General features: G+C 58.7%; 26 protein-coding genes. 12 read left to right on the plus strand and 14 right to left on the minus strand.

Translation table 11 applies throughout. The features are described 5' to 3' along the window. Positions 1-99: 99 nt before the first annotated feature. The 9 genes from ptsN to ACL2XF_RS23710 all read right to left on the minus strand — a co-directional run bounded on the left by ptsN (position 100) and on the right by ACL2XF_RS23710 (position 6,907). Positions 100-579: a PTS IIA-like nitrogen regulatory protein PtsN gene (ptsN, locus tag ACL2XF_RS23670; RefSeq protein WP_410013353.1), complete on the minus strand. Its 480-nt coding sequence runs from the start codon at positions 577-579 to the stop codon at positions 100-102. A gap of 106 nt (positions 580-685) precedes the next feature. Next, positions 686-973 (minus strand): ribosome hibernation promoting factor, encoded by a 288-nt coding sequence (gene hpf, locus ACL2XF_RS23675; RefSeq protein WP_162366255.1) that lies wholly within the window; start codon positions 971-973, stop codon positions 686-688. A gap of 23 nt (positions 974-996) precedes the next feature. Beyond that, the gene (rpoN, locus tag ACL2XF_RS23680; protein WP_410013354.1) at positions 997-2,430 is read right to left on the minus strand and encodes an RNA polymerase factor sigma-54; all 1,434 of its coding nucleotides are present in this window, start codon (positions 2,428-2,430) and stop codon (positions 997-999) included. Positions 2,431-2,477: 47 nt separating this feature from the next. Next, positions 2,478-3,203 carry an LPS export ABC transporter ATP-binding protein gene (gene lptB / locus ACL2XF_RS23685; protein ID WP_410013355.1) on the minus strand — a complete coding sequence of 242 codons (726 nt, stop codon included), beginning with the start codon at positions 3,201-3,203 and terminating at the stop codon, positions 2,478-2,480. A 14-nt stretch (positions 3,204-3,217) separates the two neighbouring features. Continuing rightward, complete coding sequence (lptA, locus tag ACL2XF_RS23690; protein WP_410013356.1) at positions 3,218-3,799, minus strand: lipopolysaccharide ABC transporter substrate-binding protein LptA; 582 nt, start codon at positions 3,797-3,799, stop codon at positions 3,218-3,220. After that, a complete protein-coding gene (gene lptC / locus ACL2XF_RS23695) occupies positions 3,777-4,346 on the minus strand; it encodes an LPS export ABC transporter periplasmic protein LptC (protein ID WP_410013357.1) in 570 nt (189 codons plus the stop codon). The genes lptA and lptC overlap by 23 nt, the downstream gene beginning before the upstream one ends. Then, positions 4,343-4,906, minus strand: coding sequence for a 3-deoxy-manno-octulosonate-8-phosphatase KdsC (kdsC, locus tag ACL2XF_RS23700; RefSeq protein ID WP_410013358.1), 564 nt, complete (start codon positions 4,904-4,906; stop codon positions 4,343-4,345). The genes lptC and kdsC overlap by 4 nt, the downstream gene beginning before the upstream one ends. A 14-nt stretch (positions 4,907-4,920) precedes the next feature. Next, positions 4,921-5,907, minus strand: coding sequence for an arabinose-5-phosphate isomerase KdsD (gene kdsD, locus ACL2XF_RS23705; RefSeq protein WP_410013359.1), 987 nt, complete (start codon positions 5,905-5,907; stop codon positions 4,921-4,923). A gap of 34 nt (positions 5,908-5,941) precedes the next feature. Next, positions 5,942-6,907: a calcium/sodium antiporter gene (locus tag ACL2XF_RS23710; protein WP_410013360.1), complete on the minus strand. Its 966-nt coding sequence runs from the start codon at positions 6,905-6,907 to the stop codon at positions 5,942-5,944. A gap of 251 nt (positions 6,908-7,158) precedes the next feature. Between ACL2XF_RS23710 and mlaF the strand changes: the two genes are divergently transcribed. From mlaF to murA, 7 genes are all read left to right on the plus strand, one after another. Next, positions 7,159-7,968 (plus strand): phospholipid ABC transporter ATP-binding protein MlaF, encoded by an 810-nt coding sequence (mlaF, locus tag ACL2XF_RS23715; protein ID WP_410016722.1) that lies wholly within the window; start codon positions 7,159-7,161, stop codon positions 7,966-7,968. Positions 7,969-7,975: 7 nt separating this feature from the next. Beyond that, entirely contained in the window at positions 7,976-8,761 is a 786-nt protein-coding gene (gene mlaE / locus ACL2XF_RS23720; RefSeq protein WP_410013361.1) for a lipid asymmetry maintenance ABC transporter permease subunit MlaE, read from the plus strand. 4 nt (positions 8,762-8,765) lie between these two features. Further along, positions 8,766-9,338, plus strand: a complete 573-nt coding sequence (gene mlaD, locus ACL2XF_RS23725) for an outer membrane lipid asymmetry maintenance protein MlaD (protein WP_410013362.1) — start codon at positions 8,766-8,768, stop codon at positions 9,336-9,338. Between the two features lie 14 nt (positions 9,339-9,352). After that, complete coding sequence (mlaC, locus tag ACL2XF_RS23730; protein WP_410013363.1) at positions 9,353-9,988, plus strand: phospholipid-binding protein MlaC; 636 nt, start codon at positions 9,353-9,355, stop codon at positions 9,986-9,988. Beyond that, complete coding sequence (gene mlaB / locus ACL2XF_RS23735; protein WP_410013364.1) at positions 9,981-10,289, plus strand: lipid asymmetry maintenance protein MlaB; 309 nt, start codon at positions 9,981-9,983, stop codon at positions 10,287-10,289. The genes mlaC and mlaB overlap by 8 nt, the downstream gene beginning before the upstream one ends. Before the next feature lie 92 nt (positions 10,290-10,381). Continuing rightward, positions 10,382-10,642, plus strand: coding sequence for a BolA family iron metabolism protein IbaG (gene ibaG / locus ACL2XF_RS23740; protein WP_413721524.1), 261 nt, complete (start codon positions 10,382-10,384; stop codon positions 10,640-10,642). 65 nt (positions 10,643-10,707) lie between these two features. Beyond that, entirely contained in the window at positions 10,708-11,967 is a 1,260-nt protein-coding gene (gene murA / locus ACL2XF_RS23745; protein WP_410013366.1) for a UDP-N-acetylglucosamine 1-carboxyvinyltransferase, read from the plus strand. A gap of 106 nt (positions 11,968-12,073) precedes the next feature. On the opposite strand, the gene degS is transcribed toward murA, so the two are convergent. The 3 genes from degS to zapG form a co-directional block, all read right to left on the minus strand. Further along, a complete protein-coding gene (degS, locus tag ACL2XF_RS23750) occupies positions 12,074-13,141 on the minus strand; it encodes an outer membrane-stress sensor serine endopeptidase DegS (protein ID WP_410013367.1) in 1,068 nt (355 codons plus the stop codon). Between the two features lie 341 nt (positions 13,142-13,482). Then, on the minus strand, positions 13,483-14,862 hold the full coding sequence (gene degQ / locus ACL2XF_RS23755; RefSeq protein WP_410013368.1) for a serine endoprotease DegQ: 1,380 nt from the start codon (positions 14,860-14,862) through the stop codon (positions 13,483-13,485). A gap of 166 nt (positions 14,863-15,028) precedes the next feature. Beyond that, positions 15,029-15,433 carry a Z-ring associated protein ZapG gene (gene zapG, locus ACL2XF_RS23760; RefSeq protein WP_413727618.1) on the minus strand — a complete coding sequence of 135 codons (405 nt, stop codon included), beginning with the start codon at positions 15,431-15,433 and terminating at the stop codon, positions 15,029-15,031. A gap of 211 nt (positions 15,434-15,644) precedes the next feature. Here zapG and zapE point away from each other — a divergent pair, with 211 nt between their 5' ends. The 5 genes from zapE to sspB all read left to right on the plus strand — a co-directional run bounded on the left by zapE (position 15,645) and on the right by sspB (position 19,331). Continuing rightward, the gene (gene zapE / locus ACL2XF_RS23765; RefSeq protein ID WP_413727619.1) at positions 15,645-16,772 is read left to right on the plus strand and encodes a cell division protein ZapE; all 1,128 of its coding nucleotides are present in this window, start codon (positions 15,645-15,647) and stop codon (positions 16,770-16,772) included. 243 nt (positions 16,773-17,015) lie between these two features. Beyond that, positions 17,016-17,444, plus strand: a complete 429-nt coding sequence (gene rplM, locus ACL2XF_RS23770; RefSeq protein ID WP_410013371.1) for a 50S ribosomal protein L13 — start codon at positions 17,016-17,018, stop codon at positions 17,442-17,444. A gap of 15 nt (positions 17,445-17,459) precedes the next feature. Next, positions 17,460-17,852: a 30S ribosomal protein S9 gene (gene rpsI / locus ACL2XF_RS23775; RefSeq protein ID WP_162366275.1), complete on the plus strand. Its 393-nt coding sequence runs from the start codon at positions 17,460-17,462 to the stop codon at positions 17,850-17,852. Between the two features lie 336 nt (positions 17,853-18,188). Continuing rightward, complete coding sequence (gene sspA / locus ACL2XF_RS23780; RefSeq protein ID WP_410013372.1) at positions 18,189-18,830, plus strand: stringent starvation protein SspA; 642 nt, start codon at positions 18,189-18,191, stop codon at positions 18,828-18,830. 3 nt (positions 18,831-18,833) lie between these two features. After that, positions 18,834-19,331 (plus strand): ClpXP protease specificity-enhancing factor, encoded by a 498-nt coding sequence (gene sspB / locus ACL2XF_RS23785; RefSeq protein WP_410013373.1) that lies wholly within the window; start codon positions 18,834-18,836, stop codon positions 19,329-19,331. Between the two features lie 110 nt (positions 19,332-19,441). On the opposite strand, the gene ACL2XF_RS23790 is transcribed toward sspB, so the two are convergent. Together ACL2XF_RS23790 and gltB are read right to left on the minus strand one after the other, a co-directional pair. Further along, a complete protein-coding gene (locus ACL2XF_RS23790) occupies positions 19,442-20,860 on the minus strand; it encodes a glutamate synthase small subunit (RefSeq protein WP_410016723.1) in 1,419 nt (472 codons plus the stop codon). A gap of 10 nt (positions 20,861-20,870) precedes the next feature. Further along, positions 20,871-25,331, minus strand: a complete 4,461-nt coding sequence (gltB, locus tag ACL2XF_RS23795) for a glutamate synthase large subunit (protein WP_410013374.1) — start codon at positions 25,329-25,331, stop codon at positions 20,871-20,873. Positions 25,332-25,518: the final 187 nt, after the last annotated feature.

A 25,518-nucleotide genomic window follows, 5' to 3' on the forward strand; every position in this document is an offset into this window, starting at 1 on the left:
CTGGTATTTTTATTGACCCATTGGCCACGCTTGCCGTAATCGCGCCAATGACTCCCCGCTGGTCGGTACAGCGCCGGGCAGGCAATCCGACCCGGCGCGTTAAGACCCGGCTTCCGTTTCCGTCATTATGGCATACAGCTCTTCATCGCTTTGCGCGGCGCGCAGGCGACGGCAGACCGTTTTATCGGCCAGGCGCTTGGCCACCAGGGCCAGGGTGTGCAAATGGGTTTTACACTGCTCGGCCGGCACCAATAGCGCAAACAGCAAATCCACCGGTTGGTTATCTATCGCATCAAAGGCAATAGGCTGCTCCAGGCGGATAAACACACCGACCGCGCGCAGGGTGTCTTCTTCCAGCTTGCCATGCGGGATGGCGATACCGTTGCCGATACCGGTACTGCCCATGCGTTCACGGGTCAATACGGCCTCGAACACCACCTGCGGCGCCAGGTTGAGCTGCTTGGCCGCCAGCTCGCTGATAATTTCCAGCGCGCGTTTTTTGCTCTGGCAGTGGATGGAGCCGCGGGTGCACTCAAGGCTTAACACCGTGTTTATTTGCAAAGCTGTATCGTTAGTCATTTCATTTCACTTAAGGCGCTTGTTTCACCTTTAAGACTCATCGGCCCGTTATCGTACGGATAACGAGCCGATGTGAGGTTAGGTAGCGATAATGGCTACAGTGAATTCAGTACTGTTTCAGTTTCTCTTTATGTTTGTTCAACTGGCGCGTCAGCTTGTCGATCAGCAAATCGACGGCGGCATACATATCGTCCGCCTCTGACGTCGCGTGCAGCTCACCGCCGTTGACATGGATCGTCGCTTCGGCAATCTGCTGGACTTTTTCGATCTTCAGAACAATATATACCTGATTGATCCGGTCGAAGTATTGTTCCAGCTTGGAAAATTTCGTCGTCACGAAATCGCGCAAAGCATCGGTGATTTCAACGCGCTGTCCGGTAATATTCAGCTGCATAGTGTCTTCCTTCTCTGTAGAGGTCAAACCATTTGCTTACGCTGGTTTGACGGCGGGATGGACAAAGACTCTCGGTATTTTGCCACGGTTCGCCGCGCCACCATGATGCCCTGATCGGAAAGCAGGGTGGTCAGCTTGCTATCGCTTAGCGGCTTCGCCGGGTTTTCCGCGGCGATTAATTTTCTCACCAGCGCACGAATGGCCGTAGAAGACGCTTCGCCTCCCCCCTCGGTATTGACGTGGCTGGAGAAAAAATATTTCAGTTCAAAAATGCCGCGCGGGCTGTGCAGATATTTTTGCGTCGTGACGCGGGATATCGTCGATTCGTGCATCTCCACCGCCTGGGCGATATCCGCCAGCACCATGGGCCGCATATACTCCTCTCCCTGATCGAAAAACGCCTGTTGCTGCTCCACGATGCAGCGGGTCACTTTTAACAGCGTGTCATTACGACTTTCCAGGCTTTTGATTAACCAGCGCGCTTCCTGCAAATGGCTGCGGATAAATTGTCCGTCCGAGTCATTGCGGGTGGTATTGCCGAGCGCGGCGTATTGCTGGTTGATTTTAAGATTGGGAATGCTGTCGGTATTGAGCTCCACCGTCCAGCGATTATGCACCTTGCGCACCAGGACGTCCGGGATGACATATTGCGATTCGGTGGTGTTGATTGACTGGCCGGGCCGGGGATCGAGGGATTGGATCAGCGCCATGGCGGATTTCAGCACGTCTTCCTTTAGGCGGGTGGACCGCAGCAGGCTGCGGAAATCATGGCTGGCCAGCAGATCGAGATAGTCGCTGACGATAAGCCTGGCTTCGTTCAGGTAAGGGAAATCCTTCGACAGCTGCGATAGCTGGATCAGCAGGCAATCCCGCAGATCCCGCGCCGCCACGCCCACCGGATCAAAGCGCTGCACGCGTTTTAATACCGCTTCCACTTCGTCCATGGTGACGCTGTCGTCGCCGATGCACTCGAGGATATCTTCCAGCGGCACCGTCAGGTAACCGGTTTCATCCACCGCGTCGACGATGGAGGTGGCAATGGCGATATCGGTATCGGAAAACGGCGTCAGCTCCACCTGCCACATCAGGTAATCCTGCAGGGTCTGGATGGTTTCGCCCTGGTAAATCGGCAGTTCTTCGTCGCGGTAGTCGGTGCCGGTGCCCGAGGGCGTGCCCGCCGAGTACATTTCGTCCCAGGTGGCGTCAAGCGGCAGTTCTTCCGGCATGTCCTTCTGCTCCATCGCCTCGCGGGTATCAAGCGATTCGCTGTCGGGTACGTCGTGTGAGTCTATTTCTTCATGGACATCGGTTTGCTCAAGTAAGGGGTTGCTTTCCAGCGCGGTTTGAATCTCCTGCTGAAGTTCAAGCGTAGACAGTTGCAGCAGGCGTATTGCTTGCTGTAACTGCGGAGTCATGGCGAGTTGCTGACTAAACCTGAGTTGCAAACCTTGCTTCATATAATGCGTTAATTAACCTCTTGGGGCTTTCACTTCAGGACACCTTATCAGAGGCGGAACTCTTCGCCCAGATAAACACGCTTCACCTGCTCGTCCTGAAGGATTTCGGCGGGTGTGCCATGGGCGATAAGATGTCCCTGGCTTACGATATAGGCGCGCTCGCAGACGTCCAATGTTTCGCGTACGTTATGATCGGTAATCAGCACGCCCAGGCCGCTATCGCGCAGATGTTCAATGATTTTCTTGATATCGATGACGGAAATCGGGTCGACGCCGGCAAAAGGCTCGTCAAGCAGGATGAATTTGGGGTTGGCCGCCAGGGCGCGGGCAATTTCCACCCGCCGCCGTTCGCCGCCGGATAATGATTGCCCCAGGTTATCGCGCAGATGGGCGATATGGAATTCTTCCATCAGCGCATTGGCGCGGTCGTCGCGCTGCGAAGCGCTGAGATCGTTTCTGATCTGCAATACCGCCATCAGGTTATCAAACACGCTCAGGCGGCGGAAAATCGACGCTTCCTGCGGCAGGTAGCCGATGCCGCGCCGGGCGCGGGTATGCAACGGCAGCAGGCTGATATCGTCGTCATCGATAATAATGCGCCCGGCGTCGCGCTGGATGATGCCGACCACCATGTAGAACGTGGTGGTCTTGCCGGCCCCGTTCGGCCCCAGCAACCCGACGATTTCCCCTGAGCTGACCTTGAGGCTGACGTCTTCCACCACATGTCGGCCCTTGTAGGCTTTAGCCAGGTTTTCTGCGATTAATGTTGCCATGGGTTCAATTACTCTTATTTAGTGCCGGATTTGGGCGCCTTGGGCGCTGAGGACGCTTTGGGTGCCGCGCCCGCCGGGTTCTTATCCTGCAGCTGGGATGGCACCAATACGGTGGTGACCCGTTTGCCCTTGTCGCTGAAGGCTTCCATTTGCTGTTGTTTCACCAGGTAGGTGATGCGATCGCCCTTGACGTTGCTGTCGAGCTGTTCGAGATAAGCGTCGCCGGTCAGCACCACAAAATCGTTGGCCAGCTCATAGCGGACCTTTTGCGCATGGCCCTTCACCGGCTTGCCGTTGTCCTGCATCTGGTAAAACGTCACCGGATTGCCGTAACCCTCGACCACTTCCTTGCCCTGTTCGCCGTTGGGGCGGGTGATGACCACTTTGTCCGCCCGGATGTCGATGGAGCCTTGTTTGACCACCACCGTACCGGTAAGGGTGACGACATTGGTCTGCATATCGACGGCCTGCTGCTCGGAATCAATATTGATCGGCTGGTCGGTATCGCCGGTCAGCGCCAGGGCATTGGCGCTCGCCAGCAGCAGCGCGCCGGCCGCAAAAACGTAACAGATGTTATTTTGGATTTTGGATTTCATAAGAGGTCTTAACCTTTTCAATCAGCTCGGCAGTCTTGTTCCGCAGGTTTCCGCGCATTTTCATGCCTTTAGAGTTAAATCCGATGCCATATAGGGTCACCTCGTCATCGGAGGAAACATCCTGCGTAACAAGATTCACCACCGCGTTATCGGTTCTGATACGCTGCAGTTGTGAGGTTTCGGTCAGACTGTCAACCTGAACATGGCCGTATAAATAAAGCATTTTATCATTGGTCAGCTTGGCCCGATCGGACCGGACTGTCCAGGTGGCGACTTTATTCTCATCGTACATCGTCGCCACCGGCTGGGTAAACCAGCTAATCTGCTCGACGGCGAAGTGCTCGACGTGCTCGGAAATCAAGCGATAATTCATGGCGCCCAACGGATTGTATACCAGGGTAATGGTATGTTCGCTCTGGTAGGTGGGTTCGCCGGCATCGGGCGCCGCCGCGTTCTGGCTGCCGTCGTTATCGGTCAGGTTCAGGCCGATTAACACCAGGACCACCAATACCAGCAGTAGGGTGACCCACCATCTTGTTTTACTCATACCGACTGCCCTTTGGCATCATCAAGCTTTCCTTGCGCCAGCAGAATTAAATCGCAGATTTCGCGAACCGCGCCGCGACCGCCGGCGATATGCGTCACATAATCGGCCAGCGGCAGCAACAAAGGATGCGCGTCCGCCACGGCGACGCTTAATCCCACCCGCGACATCACCGGCCAATCAATAAGATCATCGCCGATATACGCGGCCTGATCCGCTGTTAAAGATAGTTTAACCAATAGATCCTCAAAGGCCAAAAGCTTATCCGACCGGCCTTGGTAGAGATGGGAGATCCCCAGGGTACGCGCGCGATCTTCCACCAGTTGGGCGGACCGGCCGGTAATAATAGCGACCTCGATGCCGGATGTCAGTAAGCATCGGATGCCGTAGCCGTCGCGGACGTTAAACGCCTTGAGCTCCTCGCCCTGGTTGCCTTGGTAGATAAAGCCGTCCGACAGGACGCCGTCCACGTCGCACACCAGCAGCCGGATATCCCGGGCGCATTGCAGTATCCGCTGGTCGACCGGGCCGTAACAGGTCTCGATAAGGGTGGTCTCTTGCATGGCGGGTTTCCTTGTTAAATAACGCCGGCTCGCAGCATATCATGCATATGCACCACGCCCATAAGCCGGTTCTGGTCGGCCACCAGCACCGAGGTGATATGGCGCGACTGCATCAGGTTAAGGGCGTCGACCGCCAGGGTATTGGGCGTCACCCGGATACCGCCGGCGGTCATCAGGTCGGCGATGCGCGCCTGGTTTAAATCCACGCCCATATCGAACACCCGGCGCAAGTCGCCGTCGGTAAAAATGCCGGCGATATTCAGCTTATCGTCGCATATCACCGTCATGCCGAGATTTTTACGCGTGATTTCCAGCAGGGCGTCGCGTAATGACGCATCCCGCGGCGTCACCGGGATTTCTTCGCCGCTGTGCATGATATCGGTCACCCGCAGCAATAGTTTACGGCCCAGCGCGCCGCCGGGGTGGGACAGGGCGAAGTCTTCGGGGGTAAAGCCGCGGGCCTGCAGCAGCGCCACCGCCAGCGCGTCGCCCATCACCAGGGCGGCGGTGGTGCTGGTGGTGGGAGCCAGGCCCAGCGGGCAAGCTTCCAGGGGCACGTGGACGCAGATATGGATATCCGCCGCCTTGCCCATGGCGCTGGCCGGATTGCCGGTCATGCAGATAAGCGGGATCTGCAGGCGCTTGAGCACCGGAATCAGCGCCAGGATTTCATTGGATTCGCCTGAGTTGGACAAGGCGATGACGATGTCCTGGGCCGATACCATGCCCAGATCGCCATGGCTGGCCTCGCCGGGATGGACAAAAAAGGAGGGCGTGCCGGTGCTGGCGAAGGTCGCCGCCATCTTGCGGCCGATATGGCCGGATTTGCCCATCCCCATCACCACGACTTTGCCGCTGCAATAAAATATTTTTTCGCACGCGCGGCGAAAATCGTCGTTGATATATTGATCAAGCTGCGCCAGGCCTTCACGCTCGGCGGCGAGGACCTGTTTACCTGCTGCCGGGAAATCAAAATCCGGCGCTAACGACAAATGTGACATAACGTATCCTGATGCGCCCGGCAGCGTCCGCGGGCTAAATAAACAACACCGTAACATAGGCGGCAAAACCACATAATAACAGAGCGCCCATGCCAGAGTTGATCCTACGGCGCTTTCCCAGGCAAAAGGCGGTTAATATAATGCTTGCCGCCAGCATAACCCAATAATCGCGGGTAAACGCCAGCGGATTGAACCGGCCGGGCGAAAGCAGGGCCGGCACGCCCAGCACCAGCAGGCTATTGACGATATTGGAACCGATGAGATTGCCCAGGGCAATATCGTTTTCCCCTTTCAGGGCGCCGGCGATAACGGTTGCCAGTTCGGGCAGGCTGGTGCCGAAGGCCACCACCGTCAGGCCGATCACCAACTCGCTTACCCCCAGATGCCGGGCCACCACGCCCGCGTTATCAATCACCATATGCGCCGATATGGGCATGATGATAAAGGCCAGCGCCAGCCACAGCACCGCCACGGTTGTGCCGCTATCCGGCGTGTCCTGCGGCAGCTCAGCCAGCCGTTCGCGGGTCAGGCTGTCGTTGCCGGCGCTCTGCGCCCGGCGGGTCAGGGCGATCATGGCGGCAATATACCCTATCGCCGCCAGCAACAGTATTATACCATCCAGGCGGCCCAGGGCGCGATCCGCCAGCGCCAGGCCGCACAGCGCGGTGGCGAGCAGCAGCAGCGGCAGCTCGCGCCGCACGATGTCCGAATGGAAGGCCATGGGGCGGATCAGCGCCGCGCCGCCGACGATCAATAAACTATTGATCACATTGGAACCAAGGATATTGCCCACGGTCATATCGAGTTGGTGATTCAGCGCGGCGGTCACCGCGATCAGCAGTTCGGGCAGGGACGTGCCCAATGCGACGATGGTGCAGCCCACCAGCCAGGGCGCCATACCCAGCGACCGGCCGATCACGGCAGCACTGTAAACCAATCTATCCGCGCCATAAACCAGTAGAATAAGACCAATAACTAATAATGACGTGGCAAAAAACATATGAAGTCCTTGATGTGAAAGAATCCTGGGCCGCCGTCGCCACCGCCGCTTCCCGGGCGGAAGGGTAAGGATGCCGGCAACCGGCGCGCGTCTTAATTTTGACTGCCCGCGGGCCAAAAGTAAAACATCGGCTATTGATCCTATCTTACCGCCGCCAGGGTAATTTTATGTAAAAGTTCGATGAATCGGTCCTATTGCTTTAATATCTAGGGCAATGGGCTTTAAGTGGGCAAGATATGGGCAGTAATGACATGAACCAGACGGAGCATTTGGTCGATATCCGCGGATTGAGCTTCCGGCGCGGCAATCGGCCGATATTCGACAACATCACCCTGCAGGTGCCGCGGGGAAAGATCACCGCGATCATGGGGCCGTCGGGTATCGGTAAAACCACCCTGTTACGCCTGATTGGCGGCCAGCTGCCGCCCGACAGCGGCGAAATTTGGTTTGACGGCGACAATATTCCCTCCTTATCGCGCGGGCGGCTATACGAGGTGCGCAAAAAAATCAGCATGCTGTTCCAGTCCGGCGCCCTGTTTACCGATATCAACGTGTTTGAAAACGTGGCGTTCCCCCTGCGGCAGCACACGCGGCTGCCGGAAGAAGTGCTGCGCACCACCGTGATGATGAAACTCGAGGCGGTGGGGCTGCGCGGGGCCGCGTCGCTGATGCCTTCCGAACTCTCGGGCGGCATGGCCAGGCGCGCCGCGCTGGCCCGCGCCATCGCCCTCGACCCGGAACTGATTATGTTTGACGAGCCTTTCGTCGGGCAGGACCCCATTACCATGGGCGTGCTGGTCAAACTTATTGATGAATTGAACCACGCGCTGGGCGTCACCTGCATCGTGGTCTCCCATGACGTGCCAGAGGTATTGAGCATCGCCGATTACGCTTACATCGTGGCCGAGCAGCATGTTATCGCGGAAGGAACGCCGGCCGAGCTGCGCGCCAACCAGGATCCGCGGGTGCGGCAGTTCCTGGACGGCATCGCCGATGGTCCGGTGCCGTTTCATTTCCCCGCCAGAGATTATAAAACACAGCTTTTAGGTTCAGGGAGTTGACCGAGCCATGCTACTACAACAAGCATTAGCGTCCTTTGGACGCCGGGGCATCAGCGTCTGCCATACTTTCGGGCGGTCAGGCGTGATGTTATTTAACGCGCTGGTAGGCAAACCCGCCTTCCGGCAGCAGTGGCCGCTGTTGATAAAGCAGCTCTACAGCGTCGGGGTACAATCGTTAATCATTATTATTGTGTCGGGGTTGTTTATCGGCATGGTGCTGGGGCTGCAGGGCTATATTATCCTGACCACCTACAGCGCCGAGGCCAGCCTGGGCATGATGGTGGCGTTGTCGCTGCTGCGCGAGCTGGGCCCGGTGGTGACCGCGCTGCTGTTCGCCGGGCGCGCCGGGTCGGCGCTGACCGCCGAAATCGGGTTGATGAAGGCCACCGAGCAGTTGTCCAGCCTGGAGATGATGGCGGTCGATCCGCTGCGGCGCATCGTGGCGCCCCGTTTTTGGGCCGGCGTCATCAGCATGCCGCTGCTGACGGCCATTTTTGTCGCGGTGGGCATTTGGGGCGGTGGCATTGTGGGGGTGGACTGGAAGGGGATCGACAACGGTTATTTCTGGTCCGCCATGCAAGGCGCGGTGGATTGGCACCAGGATTTGGTGAATTGTCTGATTAAGAGCGTGGTTTTCGCCATTACGGTCACCTGGATCGCGCTGTTTAACGGTTATGATGCGATCCCGACGTCGGAGGGGATTAGCCGCGCGACCACCAGAACGGTCGTCCATGCGTCCCTGGCGGTGTTGGGACTGGATTTTGTGCTGACAGCACTGATGTTTGGGAAGTGAGTTAATGCAAACGAAAAAGAGTGAAATCTGGGTCGGCGTTTTTATGATCATCGCCCTGTGCGCCGTTATTTTCCTGTGCCTGAAAGTGGCGGATATCCGCTCGATGGGCAGCGTGTCCACCTACCGTATTTCGGCCACTTTCGATAATATCGGCGGCCTGAAGGTGCGTTCGCCGGTCAAAGTGGGCGGCGTGGTGGTAGGCCGGGTGGCGGAGATTACCCTCGACCCGAAAACCTATGCGCCCAGGGTATCGATGGACATCGAGGACACCTACAATCATATCCCCGATACCAGCTCCCTGGCGATCCGCACCTCGGGCCTGCTGGGCGAACAATACCTGGCGCTGAACATCGGCTTCGAGGACCCGGATATGGGAACGTCTATCCTTAAGGATGGCGGTATTATTCAGGATACCAAATCAGCCTTGGTGCTGGAGGACCTGATCGGCCAGTTCCTGTACAAAAGCGGCGACAAACCCGCGCCTGTTTCCGGCGACAACGGGCCCGCCCCGACCAGCGGCGCGGCCCACGCACCTGCATCCGCCGACGGCAACGCCCCCGCGGCGGCGGCAAAATAAGAGGATAATGTTTTATGTTTACACGATTTTTACTGCTGGCCCTGCTTGCGGTCGCGCCGCTGGCCCAGGCCGTCGACCAGACCAATCCCTATGCGCTGATGAACGCGGCGGCGGATAAAACCTTTACCCGCCTCAAGAACGAACAAAGCCAGATTCGCGCCAATCCCAACGTGCTGCGCGATGTGGTGCGTGAAGAACTGCTGCCCTATGTGCAGGTCAAATACGCCGGCGCGCTGGTGCTCGGCACCTATTACCGCCAGGCCACCCCGGCGCAGCGCGATGCCTACTTCAAGGCTTTCCAGGCTTATCTGGAGCAGGCCTACGGCCAGGCGCTGGCGATGTACAGCAACCAGACCTACCAGGTTGCCCCGCCGCAGCCCGTGGGCGATGCCACGATCGTCGCCATTCGCGTCACCATCGTCGATCAGGGTGGGCGCCCGCCGGTACGGCTGGATTTTCAATGGCGCAAGAACAGCCAGACCGGTAACTGGCAGGCCTACGATATGATCGCCGAAGGGGTGAGCATGATCACCACCAAGCAGAATGAATGGGCCTCGACGCTGCGCCAGCAGGGGATCGAGGGGCTGACCAGGCAGTTACAGGCCGCCGCCGCGCAACCTATCTCGCTGGATAAGAAAAGCAATGGCTGAAACCCTGAGCTGGCAAGCCGAGGAAGACACGCTTGTCCTGCGGGGCGAGCTTGATCGCGTCACGCTGTTGCCGTTTTGGGAACAGCGCGAACAGGCCCTGCAGGGCATCCGCTTCCTGGACGTCTCGCGGCTGGATCGGGTGGACTCCGCCGGCGTGGCCCTGATGCTGCACCTGTGCGCGCTGCAGGCCAGGCGCGGCGGTACGCTCATGCTTACCGGCGTCACCGATAAACTGCGCACCCTTATCACCTTGTACAACCTGCATAATATCCTGCCCTGCGCGGATGATTCGCCCGGCTGACAGAATGAACACATTATTGCCTGTTTCCGATGACGACGTATTCATCTAAGATATCGGCTTGTTTCCCGACCCATGACAGTGATTTGACCCTTATGGAAAACCACGAAATCAAAGAAGTGCTGATGAACGCCGAGGCGTTGGCATTGGAAGAAGCGCATGTAACGGGCGATGGCAGCCATTTTCAGGTCATCGTCGTGAGCGAGCGGTTTGCCTCCATGAGCCGTATTAAAAAACAACAGGCGGTCTACGGCCCGTTGATGGAATATATTTCGGACAATCGTATCCATGCACTCTCTATCAAGGCGTATACCCCGGAAGAGTGGCGGCGCGATCGTAAGCTGAATGGTTTTTAAGTTGTAGGCGATGCCGCGCTATGGCGTTGTATATCTAAGCCCGTTAAATACAGAGAGCAGTGTTGATGGATAAATTCCGTGTCCAGGGTCCGACCCGCCTGAATGGCGAAGTGACCATTTCCGGCGCTAAAAATGCGGCGTTGCCGATATTGTTCGCCGCGCTGCTGGCGGAAAAGCCGGTAGAAATACAAAATGTACCAAAATTAAAAGATATCGATACCACGATGCAACTGCTGCGCCAGCTTGGCGCCAAAGTCGAGCGCAACGGGTCGGTGCATGTGGATGCGGGCGGGGTGGACGTGTTCTGCGCGCCTTATGAACTGGTCAAGACCATGCGCGCGTCCATCTGGGCGCTCGGGCCGCTGGTAGCCCGTTTCGGCCAGGGACAGGTTTCCCTGCCCGGCGGCTGCGCCATCGGCGCACGGCCGGTGGATCTGCATATTACCGGCCTTGAGCAGCTCGGCGCCACCATCAAGCTGGAAGAGGGTTATGTCAAGGCGTCGGTGGACGGGCGGCTGCGCGGCGCGCATATCGTTATGGATAAAGTCAGCGTCGGCGCCACGGTAACCATTATGAGCGCCGCCACCCTGGCGGAAGGCACCACCATTATTGAAAACGCCGCCCGCGAGCCGGAAATTGTCGATACCGCCAACTTCCTGATTACGCTTGGGGCGAAGATCGCCGGCGCCGGAACCGATAAAATCACCATCGAGGGCGTGGAGCGCCTTGGCGGCGGCGTTTATCGCGTGCTGCCCGATCGCATCGAGACCGGTACCTTCCTGGTGGCGGCGGCGGTCTCCCGCGGGCGCGTAGTCTGCCGGGCAACCCGTCCCGATACGCTGGACGCGGTGCTGGCCAAGCTGCGCGAAGCCGGCGCGGATATCGAAACCGGCGACGACTGGATAAGCCTGGACATGCATGGCCAGCGGCCTAAAGCCGTCACCGTGCGCACCGCGCCCCATCCCGGCTTCCCCACCGATATGCAGGCTCAGTTCAGCCTGCTGAACCTGGTGGCCGAAGGCACCGGCGTGATTACCGAGACCATTTTTGAAAATCGCTTTATGCATGTGCCGGAGCTGATCCGCATGGGCGCGCGGGCGGAGATAGAAAGCAATACGGTCATCTGCCACGGGGTGGAAACCTTGTCCGGCGCGCAGGTGATGGCCACCGATTTACGCGCTTCCGCCAGCCTGGTGCTGGCCGGATGCATTGCCGAAGGCGTTACGCTGGTGGATCGCATCTACCATATCGATCGCGGCTATGACTGCATCGAGGCCAAGCTGCGCAAGCTGGGCGCCAATATCGAACGCGTCACCGGCGAATAACCGCTTATCGCCCTGCCGGTGTTTTCAGGCAGGGCGTTATTCCCCCGCTCCATCCCCGCTTAAGCGTCGGCCGCCGGCGTATTCATCGGCACCGTCAACACCCTTGTTAATCCGAAGCCGGATATTCCTGGATGGTCACATTCAGCGTCAGCTTGGCGCCGTTGCGTAAAATCACCACCGGGATCACCGAGCCTGGCCTGATTTCCGCCACCTGGTCCATGGTTTCAATCGCCGATATCGCCGGCTTATTGTTGACGCTAAGGATAACGTCGGTGACTTTGATGCCGGCCTGCGCCGCCGGGCCGCCGGGGGTGACTTCATTGACGATAATGCCCTGGATGCGATCCATATTGGCGCCGGTGGTATGAAGGGGCGCCACCTCGCGCCCGCCGATGCCGATATATCCGCGGATCACCCGGCCGTCGCGAATCAACTTGTTCATCACCTTGGTGGCCAGGGCGGTGGGAATGGCGAAACCGATGCCTTCCGGCGTTTCGCCGTTATTGCTTTTATCGAACGACAGGGTATTGATCCCCACCAGTTCGCCCAGGCTGTTGATAAGCGCCCCACCGGAGTTGCCGCGGTTGATGGAGGCGTCGGTCTGGAGAAAATTCTGGCGCCCTGAAGGGCTGAGGCCGATGCGGCCGGTGGCGCTGATAATGCCCTGGGTCACGGTCTGGCCCAGGTTATAGGGATTGCCGATGGCCATGACCACATCGCCGATATGCGGCGCGCGGCGGGGATTGATGGGGATAACCGGCAGGTTGGTGGCGTCGATTTTCAGCACCGCCAGATCGGTGAGGCTATCGGAGCCGACCAGCAGCGCCTCATAGACCCGACCGTCCTGCAACGCCACGATAATCTGCTCGGCATCGTTGATAACATGCTTATTGGTGAGCAGGTAACCCTTCTGGTTCATGATGACGCCGGAACCCAGGGTATGGATTTCCAGTTCGTTTTGGGAACCGGTATTCATGCTGCGGTTGTAAACGTTGACCACGGCCGGCGCGGCCCGGCGCACCGCCTGGTTATAGCTGACCGGGGTCTCGTCGTCGCTGTCGGCATGGCCGGCAATCAGCGTGCCGGTGGTGGAACGCAGCCCAGGCAACGCCAGCAGCATGACGCCCGCGATGATAAGTCCAAAAATAACCGCACGTAGAAGCTTAACCAGCATGATGTCCGAACAAGAGAAAGGAAATAGCGGCAGGATAACATGAGTTTATCGAACGCTGCATGGTCAGTGTCCGATTTTTTATGTTTTGACCTATACCCGTCATCTTTCACGCGACAGGTGCGTTGGCCACGCTCACTCACCCGAATCACTTACACGAGTAAGCTCATCGGGATTCACTCGCTTGCCGCCTGCCTGTCACCCGAAAGCTATAGGGTATACCCGTCATCTTTCACGCGACAGGTGCGTTGGCTACGCTTATTCACCCGAATCACTTACACGAGTAAGCTCATCGGGATTCACTCGCTTGCCGCCTGCCTGTCACCCGAAAGCTATAGGGTTCATCAGCGCAGTAACAGGAAAATACTCTCGTCGCCGCGCATGATATTCATGGCCATGACCGCGGGCTTGGCCTCCAGCACTTTACGCAACTGAGTGATGTTTTCCACCCGTTCGCGGTTGATGCCGATGATCACATCGCCTTTATGCAGGCCGATCTGGGCCGCCGGGGTGTCTTTGGCCACGTCATCCACCGCCACGCCCTTGGTGCCGTCCTTCAACTGCCCGTTGCTGAGCGAGGCGCCCTGCAGGGCCGGGGTCAGGATTTCCGCGCTGCTGGTGGTGGCGGCGCTGTCGTCAAGCGTGACCGTCACTTCCACGGGTTTACCTTCGCGCAGCAGGCCCAGCTTAACGGCCTTGCCCGGCGCGGTGGTGCCGATTTTCACCCGCAGCTCGGCAAAGCTGGTAATAGGCTTGCCTTCGATAGACACGATAATATCGCCGGCCTTCACCCCCGCCTTGGCGGCGGCGCCACCCGGCAGGACTTCGCTGACAAAGGCGCCGCGCTGGGTATCGATCTTGAAGGCCTTGGCCATATCGGCGGTCATTTCGCTGCCCTTGATGCCGAGCAGGCCGCGTTTGACCGCGCCGAATTCAATCAACTGCTGGCTCAGGTTTTGCACCATATTGCTCGGGATGGCGAAGCCGATGCCGATATTGCCGCCGCCGGGCGCCAGGATGGCGGTATTGATGCCGATAAGCTCGCCGTTGAGGTTAATCAGCGCCCCGCCGGAGTTGCCGCGGTTAATGGAGGCGTCGGTCTGGATAAAGTTTTCCAGCCCTTCCAGGTTCAGGCCGCTGCGCCCCAGCGCCGAGATAATACCGGAAGTGGCGGTCTGCCCCAGGCCGAAGGGGTTGCCCACCGCCACGGCAAAATCGCCGACCCGCAGGCTGTCCGAATCGGCCATCTTGATTTCACTGAGGCCTTTCGGGTCCGGCAGCTGCAGCAGCGCGAGATCGGTCTGTTCGTCGCGTCCGACCAGCTTGGCGTCGAACTCGCGGCCGTCGTTAAGCTGCACCTTGATTTTATCCGCGCCGTTCACCACATGGTTGTTGGTGATGACATACCCCTTGGCGGCGTTGATGATAACGCCGGAGCCCAGGCCTTCAAACGGACGGGAATCGCCGGGCTGCTGATCGCCCTGCGGGGTGCCCGGGCCGAAAAAGTATTTGAATTCCTTCGGCAGGGTCGGGCGCTGCACCTGCTGGGTACCTTCCACATGTACGCTGACCACCGCCGGCAGCACTTTTTCCAGCATGGGAGCCAGGCTGGGCATGGTCTGCCCGGGTACCGCGGCCGGCAGCGCCGCCTGGGCAGGCAGGGAAGAGGTTAAGCCGAATGAGATGCAAAGTGCCAATGCGCTGAATAAAGGTGTGGTTTTCATTAAACTTATTACTCGCTTGCTGTCCGTGAACGACGCCATTAATCATTAACCATGTTAAAACGCCACTTTTTGTTCTTCTATGACCCTGTTGGGACGGCTAAAGTTCAGCGGTGGCGCAGTAAGGTTATGTCAGCGGGGGCTGGCGATATCCCGCCTTATTGTAAAGTTATTTGCGTGGTTCCCGCGTGCCCCGCAGCAGGCCGGTGGCGCTGGCGGGGTAATCCCGCGGCTGCATGCCCGCCGGGATTTGATCGTTGTCCGATTCCGCCTCGGTCAGGCGGTAACGGAACGGATTATCCTCGCCGCTCTGGTTGGGCAACAGGCTATTGGAGCCTTTGGCCATATGTTGGTAAAGCTGGCGGTAATCGTCGGCCATGTTATCGAGCAGTTCGGCGCTGCGGGCGAAATGGCCGGTCAGCTCCTCGCGGTATTCCTCCAGCTCCGCCTTGCTCTTTTCCAGCTCATGCTGCAGCGTTTGCTGCTGACGTAGTTTGCGGTTGCCGAACCGCATTGCGACCGCACCGATGATGATACCGACCACTAATCCAATCAGCGCATATTCCCAGGTCATAATGACTCCTATATTTGACTTCGTTGTCCCGTAGGGTTTTCACACTCTATACTTCCCACTATAACCGTTTACCCGGTCGGTGGGGAATCCCGATAGCGTCACCGCGGGCAAAGCATTGTTATTTGTTGCCCTTGTGTTCCGCGGCGCGGCTGTTTAAGCTGGCCGCAACAAAAGTGTTACAAATAATCGTTATCAGGGATCGTTTGCCGCCATGCATGTCACATCGCCATTATCCCTCTACCAGCAGATGCTGGCAGGAGGCGAATACCAGGCCGACGCCGTCCAGGCCGCGGCCGTCGATAAGCTTGAACACCTTCACCGCCAGCTGCTGGCGAAGCCCGCCGCCGCGCCGGCCGCCGGCGGGCTGTTGGGGCGCCTGGGCCAGCGCCTGCGCGGCAAAAAAAACGCCGAAGCCGCCGAACCCGTACAGGGATTATATATGTGGGGCGGGGTAGGGCGCGGAAAAACCTGGTTAATGGATCTTTTTTTTCAAAGCCTGCCGGGAGAACGTAAGCTGCGCCTGCACTTCCACCGCTTTATGCTGCGGGTGCACGAGGAGATGAACCGTTTACAGGGGCATGAAGACCCGCTGGAACTGATTGCCGATGATTTCAAGGCGCAAACCGACGTGCTTTGTTTTGACGAGTTTTTTGTCGCGGACATTACCGACGCCATGCTGTTGGGTACGCTGATGCAGGCGTTGTTCGCCCGCGGCATCACCCTGGTCGCCACGTCCAATATCCCGCCGGACGACCTGTACCGCAACGGTCTGCAGCGCGCCCGCTTTCTGCCGGCCATCGCGCTGATCAAACGCCATTGCGCGGTGATGAACGTAGACGCCGGCATTGATTACCGGCTGCGCACCCTGACCCAGGCGAGCCTCTACCTGACGCCGCTGGATCAGCAGACCGCCGCCGATATGGCGCGCATTTTCACCCGCCTGGCCGGCGCACGGCCGGACGGCGCGCCGGTGCTGACGGTCAATCATCGTCCGTTGCCGACGCTCGGCGCCCGGGACGGCGTGGTGGCCCTGGATTTCGCCACGCTGTGCGCCGGCGCCCGCAGCCAGAATGATTATATTGTCCTGTCCCGCCTTTATCACAGCGTGCTGCTGCACAATGTGCATGCGATGGGCCCGCAGGATGAAAATACCGCCCGGCGGTTTGTGGCCCTGGTGGATGAGTTCTACGAACGGCAGGTTAAGCTGGTGATTGCCGCCGACGCGCCGCTGGCGTCTTTGTACCAGGGCCAGTTGCTGCGTTTTGAATTCCAGCGCTGCCTGTCGCGCCTGCAGGAGATGCAAAGCGAAGAGTACCTGGCCCTGCCGCACTTGCCGTGAGCGGCGCGCCCGCCGACTGATTGGGCTGGAATCGTAAATAACAGTCGACCTTTGGCCTCGTCTTCTCTATAATCTTGCGACCCCACGTTACAAGAAGTTTTTTTCCCGAAAACTTCGATCGCGCCAGCAACGGCTATTCGAAGGGGTAGGTTTGCTGGACTAGATAGCCGTGTGAGCCTCATAACTATTCATTGAAGCGTTTGGGTGTTCACCAACGTGTAACTTTAATTGGGTAAGCTTTTAATGAAAACATTTACAGCAAAACCAGAAACCGTCAAACGCGACTGGTATGTTGTCGACGCCAGCGGTAAAACCCTGGGTCGTCTTGCTACTGAACTGGCCAGTCGCCTGCGCGGGAAGCATAAACCGGAATTTACGCCGCATGTTGATACCGGTGATTATATCATCGTGTTGAACGCCGAAAAAGTTGCCGTCACCGGCAAAAAGCGTACCGACAAAATCTATTATCATCATACCGGTTTCATCGGCGGTATTAAAGAAACGACCTTTGAAGAGATGATTGCCCGCCACCCTGAGCGTGTGATTGAAATCGCGGTTAAAGGCATGCTGCCAAAAGGCCCGCTGGGTCGTGCAATGTATCGTAAACTGAAAGTTTACAAGGGTACCGAGCACAACCACGCGGCTCAGCAACCGCAAGTTCTGGACATTTAATCGGGATTATAGGCAATGGCTGAAAATCAATACTACGGCACTGGTCGCCGCAAAAGCTCCTCCGCACGCGTCTTCATGAAGCCGGGTAGCGGTAACATCGTTATCAACCAGCGTAGTCTGGATCAATACTTCGGTCGCGAAACTGCCCGCATGGTAGTTCGTCAGCCGCTGGAACTGGTCGACATGGTTGAAAAGCTGGATTTGTACATCACCGTTACCGGCGGTGGCATTTCCGGTCAGGCAGGCGCAATCCGTCACGGTATCACCCGTGCACTGATGGAATATGACGAATCGCTGCGCGCAGAACTGCGCAAAGCCGGCTTCGTTACCCGCGATGCCCGTAAGGTTGAACGTAAGAAAGTCGGTCTGCGTAAAGCACGTCGTCGTCCGCAGTTCTCCAAACGTTAATTCCCGGCTGTTATTATTACAGCTGACAAAGCCCGGCACGGTCCGGGCTTTTTTATTTCCCGAGCGTTGATTTAACGCCAAATATCTGATTGCGTCGATGTATTCAACGCGATTTGCCACACGCCATCCCCCTAAACATGCAAAAATCTGGTAAACTGTTAAACACTTTTATGTCTGTTGATGTCGCCGGCGATTTATCATGATGCCGCAAGCAGCGCTTGCCGCGGTTGCGATGGGCAGCGTGGCGCCAGGTGAATTAACAGTCAAACAATTTCAGGATAGTAGCCGGGTTAGTTGGCTATTCGCGGTATTTTCTAGATAAACTTGGAGGTTTTCATGGCTGTCGCTGCCAACAAACGTTCGGTGATGACGCTGTTTTCTGGCCCGACCGACATTTTTAGCCATCAAGTACGCATCGTACTGGCGGAAAAAGGTGTCAGTGTCGAAATTGAGCAGGTAGAACTTGATAATCTACCGCAGGACCTGATTGACCTCAACCCTTACCGCACCGTGCCGACCCTGGTCGATCGCGAACTGACCCTGTATGAATCGCGCATCATCATGGAATATCTTGACGAGCGTTTTCCCCATCCGCCGTTGATGCCGGTTTATCCGGTCGCGCGCGGCACCAGCCGTTTGATGATGCATCGCATCGAAAACGATTGGTACTCCCTGATGCGCAAGGTCGAGCAGGGCAGCGCCCAGGAAGCGGAAGGCGCCCGCCGCCAGCTGCGTGAAGAGCTGCTGGCCGTAGCGCCGGTATTTAACGAAGCGCCGTACTTCATGAGCGAAGAGTTCAGCCTGGTGGATTGCTACCTGGCCCCGCTGCTGTGGCGTTTGCCGCAGATGGGGATCGAGTTGGCCGGCGCCGGCGCCAAGGAGCTCAAGGGCTATATGACGCGCGTATTCGAGCGTGACGCCTTCCTGGCCTCCTTAACCGAAGCTGAGCGCGAAATGCGCCTGCAAACCCGGGGCTAAGGTATGGAAGTCTCTCAACTCTCCCCACGCCGCCCCTACCTGCTCCGGGCGTTCTATGAGTGGCTGCTGGACAACCACCTGACGCCGCACCTGGTGGTGGATGTCACGGTGGACGGCGTCTCGGTGCCGATGGAATTTGCCCGTGACGGACAAATCGTCCTCAATATCGCCCCCCGGGCGGTGGCAAGTCTCGAGCTCACCAACGCCGAAGTGAGTTTTAACGCGCGCTTCGGCGGTATCCCGCGTCAGGTCAATGTGCCCATTGCCGCCGTGCTGGCCATTTATGCCCGCGAAAACGGCGCCGGCACCATGTTTGAGCCGGAAGTCGGCTATGAGCAAAATGGCGTGGCGGAAGATGCGTCGACCCTGGGTAACGCGCCGGAAACGGTCATGTCCATTATTGACGGCGACCGTCCTGATAGCGATGATGACTATCATCCCGATGACGAGCCGCCAACGCCGCCGCGTGGCGGGCGTCCGTCGCTGCGGGTCGTGAAATAAGCCAAAGGCCCCCTCTGCGCCCATCACGGCGGGAACGATTTCATCCGTGCCCGTAACGGCAAGGCCCTCCCGCCCCCGCCCCTGGCGGAGCGGGAGGGCCTTAGCGGCAATCACACTTCCAGGTAGTTCATGATGCCATCTGCGGCCTTGCGGCCTTCGGCAATGGCGGTCACCACCAGATCGGAACCCCGCACCGCGTCGCCGCCGGCGAAAATCTTCGGATTACTGGTTTGGAACGCGGTTTCGGTGCCTTCCGGCGCGATAATCCGTCCCTGGCTGTCCAGCTCGACGCTGAAATCCGCCAGCCACTGCATACTGTGCGGACGGAAACCAAACGCCATGACCACCGTATCCGCCGCCAGCACGTGCTCCGACCCGGCGATAATCTCGGCGCGCCGACGGCCGTGCGCGTCCGGTTCGCCCATGGCGGTGCGTACCATCTTCACACCGCACACTTTACCGGCGGCATCGATTTCGATGCTGACCGGTTGCAGGTTGAACATAAATTCCACCCCTTCCTCGCGCGAGTTTTTCACTTCGCGTTTCGAGCCGGGCATGTTTTCCTCATCGCGGCGATAGGCGCAGATCACATGGGTTGCGCCCTGGCGTATCGAGGTGCGCACGCAGTCCATCGCCGTATCGCCGCCGCCCAGCACCACCACGCGTTTGCCTTCCATGCTGACGTAAGGCGCCGACTCGGGGTTTTCAAAGCCCATCAGCTGCTTGGTATTGGCTATCAGGAACGGCAGCGCGTCCACAACACCGGGCGCGTCCTCGTTTTCCAGGCCGCCGCGCATGGACTGATAGGTGCCGACGCCCAGGAACACCGCGTCAAACTCGCCCAGCAGATCGCTCATCATAATGTCTTTGCCGACTTCGGTATTCAGCCGAAATTCAATGCCCATCTCGCTGAATATCTCGCGGCGTTTGATCATCACGTCTTTTTCCAGCTTGAACGACGGGATGCCGAAGGTCAACAGGCCGCCGATTTCCGGGTGGCGGTCGAACACCACCGCCTGTACGCCGTTGCGCGTGAGCACGTCGGCGCAGGCCAGCCCCGCGGGACCGGCGCCGATCACCGCCACCCGCTTGCCGGTGGACACAATGCCCGACACGTTGGGCTTCCAGCCCATTTCAATCGCCTTATCGTTGATATAGCGTTCGATATTACCGATGGTGACCGCGCCGAATTCGTCATTCAGCGTACAGGAGCCTTCGCACAGGCGATCCTGCGGGCATACGCGTCCGCACACTTCCGGCAGGCTGTTGGTCTGGTGCGACAGCTCGGCCGCTTCGATAATCCGGCCTTCGTTGGCGAGCTTCAGCCAGTTGGGAATGTAGTTATGTACCGGGCATTTCCACTCACAGTAAGGGTTGCCACAGGAAATACAGCGGTCCGCCTGCGCCTTGGACTGCGATTCCGAGAACGGCTCGTAGATTTCCACAAACTCAATTTTCCGGATCTTGAGCGGTTTTTTAGGCGGATCCACACGCTGCAAGTCGATAAATTGATAAACATTTTGACTCATCATTAACCTCTTACTGCGCTTGCACGCGAAGCTCTGCCGCAGAACGGCTGCGGTGACCCAGCAACGCTTTCACATCACTCGATTTTGGTTTGACCAGGGTAAATTTCGATGCCCAGGCCGGCCAGTCGGCCAGGATTTCTTCCCCGCGATGGGAGCCGGTCAACTGGACATGTTCGGTAATCAGGCCGCGCAGGTGTTCTTCATGGATGGCCAATTGCTCCACGTCCAGCACTTCCACCAGTTCGTGATTCACCCGCTTGCGGAAATCGCCTTCTTCGTCAAGGACATACGCGAAGCCGCCGGTCATGCCCGCGCCGAAATTGACGCCGGTACGACCCAGCACGCAGACGATGCCGCCGGTCATATATTCACATCCGTTGTCGCCGATGCCCTCCACCACGGTGATGGCGCCGGAGTTACGCACCGCAAAGCGCTCGCCGGCGCGGCCGGCGGCAAACAGCTTGCCGCCGGTGGCGCCGTACAGGCAGGTATTGCCGATAATGGTGGCTTCATGACTGCGAAACGCCGAGCCCACCGGCGGACGGATAACGATACTGCCGCCGGCCATGCCTTTGCCGACATAATCGTTGGCGTCGCCGGTCAGGGTCAGCTCCACGCCGCCCGCGTTCCACACGCCGAAACTCTGGCCCGCGGTGCCGGTGAAAAAGGCCTTGATCGGATCGGCGGATAAGCCCTGGTCGCCGTGCTGCGCGGCAATGGCGCCGGACAACGAGGCGCCCACCGAGCGATCGGTGTTATGGATATCGTAATAAAACGTCTTGCTCTGGCGCAGCTCCACATGGGGCATGGCCTGTTCGACCAGGGTTTTGTTCATCAGTCCCTTGTCGAACGGCGGATTGCTGCTTTCCGTGCAATACAGCGCCTTGCCCGGATGCGGGGTGGCGGTTTTCAGCAGCGGCGACAGGTCCAGCTTATGCTGCTTGGCGGAAATGCCGTCCAGCTCCAGCAGTAAATCGGTGCGGCCGATAAGATCCACCAGCCGGGTCACGCCCAGCTCCGCCATGATTTCGCGGGTCTCCCGGGCGATAAAACGGAAGTAGTTGGTCACCAGTTCCGGCAGGCCGTGATAATGATCGCGGCGCAGCTTTTCATCCTGGGTGGCCACGCCGGTGGCGCAGTTGTTTAAATGGCAGATGCGCAGGTATTTACAACCCAGCGCCACCATCGGACCGGTGCCGAAGCCGAAGCTCTCCGCGCCGAGGATCGCCGCTTTGATGATGTCCTGGCCGGTTTTCAGGCCGCCGTCCACCTGCAGGCGTATCTTATGGCGCAGGCCATTGGCCACCAGCGCCTGCTGGGTTTCCACCAGGCCCAGTTCCCACGGGCAACCGGCATATTTTACCGACGACAGCGGGCTGGCGCCGGTGCCGCCGTCGTAGCCGGCGATGGTGATTAAATCCGCATAGGCCTTCGCCACGCCGGTGGCAATGGTGCCCACGCCGGGCTCGGAAACCAGTTTGACCGAAATCAGCGCCTTTGGATTGACCTGTTTTAAATCGAAAATCAGCTGCGCCAGATCCTCGATGGAGTAAATATCATGATGCGGCGGCGGGGAAATCAGCGTCACGCCGGGCACCGAATAACGCAGCTTGGCGATATACGGGGTCACCTTATCGCCCGGCAGCTGGCCGCCTTCGCCCGGCTTGGCGCCCTGCGCCACCTTGATTTGGATAACATCGGCGTTGACCAGGTAGGCCGGCGTGACGCCGAAGCGCCCGGAGGCGACCTGTTTGATGCGCGAGACCTTATTGGTGCCGTAACGGACCGGGTCTTCGCCGCCTTCGCCGGAATTGGAGAAGCCGCCCAGGCTGTTCATGGCCTGCGCCAGCGATTCATGGGCTTCCGGGCTGAGGGCGCCGATGGACATGGCGGCGGTGTCAAAACGTTTGAACAGGTTTTCCGCCGGCTCCACCTGGTCCAGGGACACGGCGTTGCCGTCGGGCTTGATGGCCAGCAGGTCGCGCAGCATGGCGATGGGACGTTCGTTGACCAGCTTGGCGTACTGCTGGTATTCGCCGTACTCGCCGCTTTGCACCGCCCGCTGCAGGGTCTTGACCACGTCCGGGTTGTAGGCGTGGTATTCGCCGCCGTGGACATACTTCAGCAGGCCGCCCTGATCCAGCGGTTTGCGTTTCAGCCAGGCGCGTTTGGAGAGATTCAGCAAATCTTGTTCAAATTCACTGAAGCTGGCGCCGCCGATACGGCTGACCACGCCCTGGAAACACAGATCCGTCAGTTCGCGATGCAGGCCGACGGCCTCAAACAGCTTGGAACAGCGGTACGACGCCACGGTGGAGATGCCCATCTTGGACATGATCTTGTACAGGCCCTTATTGATGCCGTTACGGTAGTTCAGCATCACGGTACGGTAATCTTTTTCGATGGTGCCGCTGTCGATCATGGCCGCCAGGGTTTCATAGGCCAGGTACGGATAGATGGCCGTGGCGCCAAAGCCAATCAGCACCGCAAAATGATGCGGGTCGCGGGTGCTGGCGGTTTCCACGATCAGGTTGGCGTCGCAGCGCAGGTTTTTTTCCACCAGGCGGGTATGGATGGCGCCCACCGCCATCGGCGCGGGCACCGGCAGCCGGGTGGGGGAAATGGCCCGATCGGTCAGCACCAGCAGCACCGTGCCCTGGCGCACTTTCTCTTCCGCGTCGTCGCACAGCTTGAGCAGCGTCTCGTGCATATTGCGCTCGCTGGGATCGTAGGTGATATCCAGCTTGTCGGCGCGGTAATGATGCTCTTCCTGGGTGGTCAGCTGGGTAAAATCGGAGTAGAGCAGGATCGGCGATTTAAACGCCAGCCGGAACGCCTGGCCTTCCGCTTCGCAGAACACGTTCATTTCCCGGCCGATACAGGTGGCCAGCGACATGACGTGGGCTTCGCGCAGCGAGTCGATGGGGGGGTTGGTCACCTGGGCGAACTGCTGGCGGAAATAATCGTAAATCACGCGCGGGCGGCTCGACAGCACGGCAAAGGGGGTATCGTCGCCCATGGAGCCGGTGGCTTCCTGGCCGTTTTCGCCCAGTACGCGCAGAATGGCGTCCAGCTCCTCATTGGAATAGCCGAACTGCTTCTGGTAGGTTTCCAGCAGGGTATTGTCCAGCTCGCGGTGACCGACCTGATCGTCGGACAACTCCTCAAACGGCGTCAGGCGGCGCACGTTCTTTTCCATCCATTCTTTATAGGGATGGCGGCTTTTCAGGTCGTTATCGGTTTCCGCCGAGTGCAGGATACGCCCGTTGCGGGTATCGATCACCATCAGCTCGCCCGGTCCGACGCGGCCTTTTTCCACCACTTCGTCGGGCTGGTAATCCCAGATGCCCACTTCGGAGGCGCAGGTGATAAGCTTATCGGTGGTGATGACATAACGCGCCGGGCGCAGGCCGTTGCGGTCCAGGTTACAGGCGGCGAAACGGCCGTCGGACATCACCAGCCCCGCCGGTCCGTCCCAGGGTTCCATGTGCATGGAGTTAAAATCGAAAAAGGCGCGCAGCTCCGGGTCCATATTGGGATTGTTCTGCCAGGCCGGCGGCACCAGCAGGCGCATGGCGCGGATCAGGTCCATGCCGCCGCTCAGGAACAGCTCGAGCATATTATCCAGCGAACTGGAGTCGGAGCCGGTTTCGTTAACGAACGGCGCGGCGTCCTGCAAATCCGGGATTAGCGGCGTCTTCAGCTTATAGGCGCGCGCCCGCGCCCACTGCCGGTTGCCGGTGATGGTATTGATTTCGCCGTTGTGCGCCAGGTAGCGAAACGGCTGCGCCAGCGGCCAGCGCGGCACGGTATTGGTGGAGAAGCGCTGGTGGAACAGGCAAATGGCCGATTCCAGCCGCAGGTCCGCCAGATCCAGGTAAAAGCGCGGCAGGTCCGCCGGCATGCACAGGCCTTTATAAATGGTCACCAGATTGGAGAGGCTGCAGACGTAAAAACTGTCGTCGGCCACGCGCTTTTCTATACGGCGGCGCGCCACGTACAGGCGGCGTTCCATATCACGGGGACGCCAACCCGCCGGTGCGTTGACAAAAATCTGCTCGATACGGGGCAGCGAGGAGAGTGCGATTTCACCCAGCACATCGGGATTGATGGGAACCTCGCGCCAGCCGACTATCGACAGCGTTTCGTTTTGCAGTTCCTCTTCGACAATCCGGCGGCTGGCGCGGGCTTCGTCTTCATCGCGGCTCAGGAATATCATGCCGACGGCGTAGTTTTTAGCCAGCCGCCAGCCGCGCTCCAGCGCCACCATCTGATAGAAGCGATCGGGTTTTTGCAACAGCAGACCGCAGCCGTCGCCGGTCTTGCCGTCGGCCAGGATAGCGCCACGATGCTGCATACGGGCCAGCGCATGAATAGCGGTTCGGACCACCTTGTGGCTGGGCTCGCCTTCTATATGGGCAATCAGGCCGAAGCCGCAGTTGTCCTTCTCTTGGGATTCATCGTACAACATATCGTGGACCTCCCCAGGCTCCAGGTGACTCTCACAACCTACTGCGAGGAGGCGTATCCGTATTGAGCGGCAGCGGATTAAACGTCCTGCTGTTCCACTCTCTCCAGGTAACCTCATCGTGGCGGTCTTTGCTCGTGATAAACGACTTGCTTTAAGAAGGAGTCTTCATAACTGCATAACTATGACG

This window comes from Sodalis sp. RH19, assembly GCF_047324215.1.
In the GTDB taxonomy this organism is placed as follows: domain Bacteria; phylum Pseudomonadota; class Gammaproteobacteria; order Enterobacterales; family Enterobacteriaceae; genus Acerihabitans.